3 protein-coding genes are annotated in these 2,841 nt (G+C 63.1%); all 3 read left to right on the top strand.

Annotated elements, in window-relative coordinates:
• Positions 1–177: 177 nt before the first annotated feature.
• Positions 178–1,389, top strand: a complete 1,212-nt coding sequence (locus Q0341_RS00510) for a M20 aminoacylase family protein (protein WP_299509790.1) — start codon at positions 178–180, stop codon at positions 1,387–1,389.
• An 11-nt stretch (positions 1,390–1,400) separates the two neighbouring features.
• Positions 1,401–2,489: a M14 family metallopeptidase gene (locus tag Q0341_RS00505; protein ID WP_299509788.1), complete on the top strand. Its 1,089-nt coding sequence runs from the start codon at positions 1,401–1,403 to the stop codon at positions 2,487–2,489.
• On the top strand, positions 2,486–2,841 hold a 356-nt coding region (locus tag Q0341_RS00500), incomplete at its 3' end, for an NAD(P)H-binding protein (protein ID WP_299509787.1). The genes Q0341_RS00505 and Q0341_RS00500, both read left to right, overlap by 4 nt.

Here is a 2,841-nt window from a genome sequence, read left to right as displayed (position 1 = left end):
GGGGTGTCGGTAGGTGGCATGGGGTCATTACCTTCTTCAGAGGTGACATTGTCAGGCATCTGCCCGAGATGGGCCCCACGAGGCTTGACAAGCATCAGTAAAAACCCTGATCAGACTTGTCTCCCCAAGCGCAGCGGGGGGATGGCACAGCCGAAGAAGTACCGCTAGACTGATCACATGAAAATCCTTGACTCCATCCTCACCTACGCGGCCAGCATCGCGGCCATTCGCAAAGACATCCACGCCCACCCCGAGCTGTGCTTTCAAGAAGTGCGCACCGCCGATGTGGTCGCCCAGCAGCTGACCGACTGGGGCATCCCCATCCACCGCGGCATGGGCACCACCGGGGTGGTCGGCATTGTGCATGGGCGCGACGGCGGCGCTTGTGGGCGTGGCATTGGCCTGCGCGCCGACATCGACGCGCTGCCCATGCAGGAGTTCAACACCTTCGCCCATGCCAGCAAACACCAGGGCAAGATGCATGCTTGCGGCCACGACGGCCACACCGCCATGCTGTTGGCAGCGGCCAAGCATTTCTCCAAGCACCGCGACTTTGATGGCACGGTGTATTTGATCTTCCAGCCCGCCGAAGAGGGCGGCGGCGGTGCCCGCGAGATGATCAAGGACGGCCTGTTTGACAAGTTCCCCATGCAGGCCGTGTTTGGCATGCACAACTGGCCCGGCGCGGCCGTGGGCACTTTTGCTGTGAGCGCTGGCCCCGTGATGGCATCGAGCAACGAGTTCAAAATCGTCATTCGTGGCAAAGGCAGCCACGCCGCGCTGCCGCACAACGGCATCGACCCGGTGCCAATCGCCTGCCAGATGGTGCAAGGATTTCAGACCATCATCACCCGCAACAAAAAGCCGGTGGACGCAGGCGTGATCTCGGTCACCATGATCCACGCGGGCGAAGCCACCAACGTGGTGCCCGATTCGTGCGAGTTGCAGGGCACGGTGCGCACCTTCAGCATCGAAGTGCTCGATTTGATCGAGAAGCGCATGAAGCAAGTGGCCGAATCCATTTGCACGGCCTTTGATGCGCAATGCGAATTTGAATTCCATCGCAACTACCCGCCCACCATCAACAGCCCAGCCGAAGCCGACTTTGCCCGCCAAGTCATGGGCGGCATCGTGGGCGCCGAGCATGTGGTGGCCCAAGAGCCCACCATGGGCGCAGAAGATTTTTCTTACATGCTGCAGGCCAAGCCCGGCGCGTATGTGTTCATCAGCAACGGCGACGGCGCGCACCGTGAAATGGGCCACGGCGGCGGCCCCTGCACCTTGCACAACCCGAGCTACGACTTCAACGACGACCTGATCCCGTTGGGCGGCACTTACTGGGTGGAGCTCGCCACACAATGGCTGGCCAAGCCCACCCAAACCGCTTGACCGAGCAAGGCATGAACCACCACCCCACCGACTTTTCCTCCAGCTATGCCCAAGCCCGCGACAAATTCCTGAGAGCCGCCCAGGCCGCCGGCCTGACAGTGGACGCCAACCTTCACCCCCTGACTGGGCGCGACGGTGAAGCTTTGGCCATGGACGTGGTGCTCGACGGCGACCCGAATGCACATTGCCTGCTGGTCATCAGCAGCGCTTGCCATGGGGTCGAGGGCTACTGCGGCTCGGGTGTGCAAATCCACGCGCTGCAAAACACCGCTTGGCGAGACGCGGCCCGTGCGCAAGGCGTGGCCGTGCTCTACATCCACGCGCTCAACCCGCATGGTTTTTCGCATGTGCGCCGGGTGACCCATGAAAACGTGGACATCAACCGCAACTTTCAAGACTTTTCCAAGCCCCTGCCCGACAACCCGGCTTACCGCGAAATCCACGACCTGTTGCTGCCCGAGGTGTGGCCACCGGACGCTGCCAACGCCCAAGCCACCGCGCAATACATCGCCGAGCGCGGCATGAAAGCCTTCCAAGCCGCCGTCTCCCAAGGCCAGCATGAGTTCCCGGAGGGCCTGTTCTTTGGCGGTCAGGCCCCGACCTGGAGCAACCAGACTTTGCGCGCTGTGCTGCAAAAGTACGGCCAGCAAGCCCAGCGCATGGCCTGGATTGACCTGCACACGGGCCTGGGGCCCAGCGGAGTGGGTGAGCGCATTTTTGCCTGCGCCGACGATGCAGCGGCCTACACCCGTGCGAAAACGTGGTGGGGCCAGGGCATCACGTCGATTTACGATGGCTCGTCCGCCTCGCCCTTCCTCACCGGCCTGATGTGGATGGCCGCTTACCAAGAATGCCCGCAGGCCGAGTACACCGGCATCGCGCTGGAATACGGCACGCAAGCGCCCGACCAGGTCATCTACGCGCTGCGCGGCGACCACTGGCTGCACCTGCACCCCGAAGCGCCCGAGGCCCTTCGCCAGCAGATCAAGCAAGACCTGATGGACGCGTTTTATGTGGACACCGACGCCTGGCGCAGCCAGATCGTCGAACAAGCCATGGACGCGATGCACCAAGCAGTCACCGGTTTGAGCGCAGCATGAGCGCCCCCCGCGTGCTTGTGTTGGGCGGCACCGGCTTCGTCGGCCGCCATGTTTGTGAACACCTGGCCCGTTTGGGCTGGCGCATCACGGTGCCCACGCGCCGCGCCGCAAATGCAGCCAGCGTGCAAAGCCTGCCTGGACTGACCGTGATCGAGGCCTCGGTGCACCAAGCCGCCGACCTGGACCGCCTGATGCCCGGGCACGATGCGGTGGTGAACCTGGTGGCCGTGTTGCATGGCGACGAAGACCGTTTCGAAAATGTGCATGTGCAATTGCCCGGCAAGATCGCCAACGCCATGAAAAAGGCGGGTGTTCAGCGGCTGGTTCATGTGAGCGCACTGGGGGCCGACCC

The sequence above is a fragment of the uncultured Limnohabitans sp. genome (genome assembly GCF_937889215.1).
Lineage (GTDB): Bacteria > Pseudomonadota > Gammaproteobacteria > Burkholderiales > Burkholderiaceae_C > Limnohabitans_A.
Note: the sequence above shows the minus strand (reverse complement) of the source record. Positions and strands in the feature narration are given on the sequence as shown.

Excerpts from the sequence above, each read along its gene's own strand:
- Q0341_RS00510 (WP_299509790.1), top strand. The coding sequence starts at position 178 with ATGAAAATCCTTGACTCCATCCTCACCTACGCGGCCAGCATCGCGGCC.
- Q0341_RS00505 (WP_299509788.1), top strand. The coding sequence starts at position 1,401 with ATGAACCACCACCCCACCGACTTTTCCTCCAGCTATGCCCAAGCCCGC.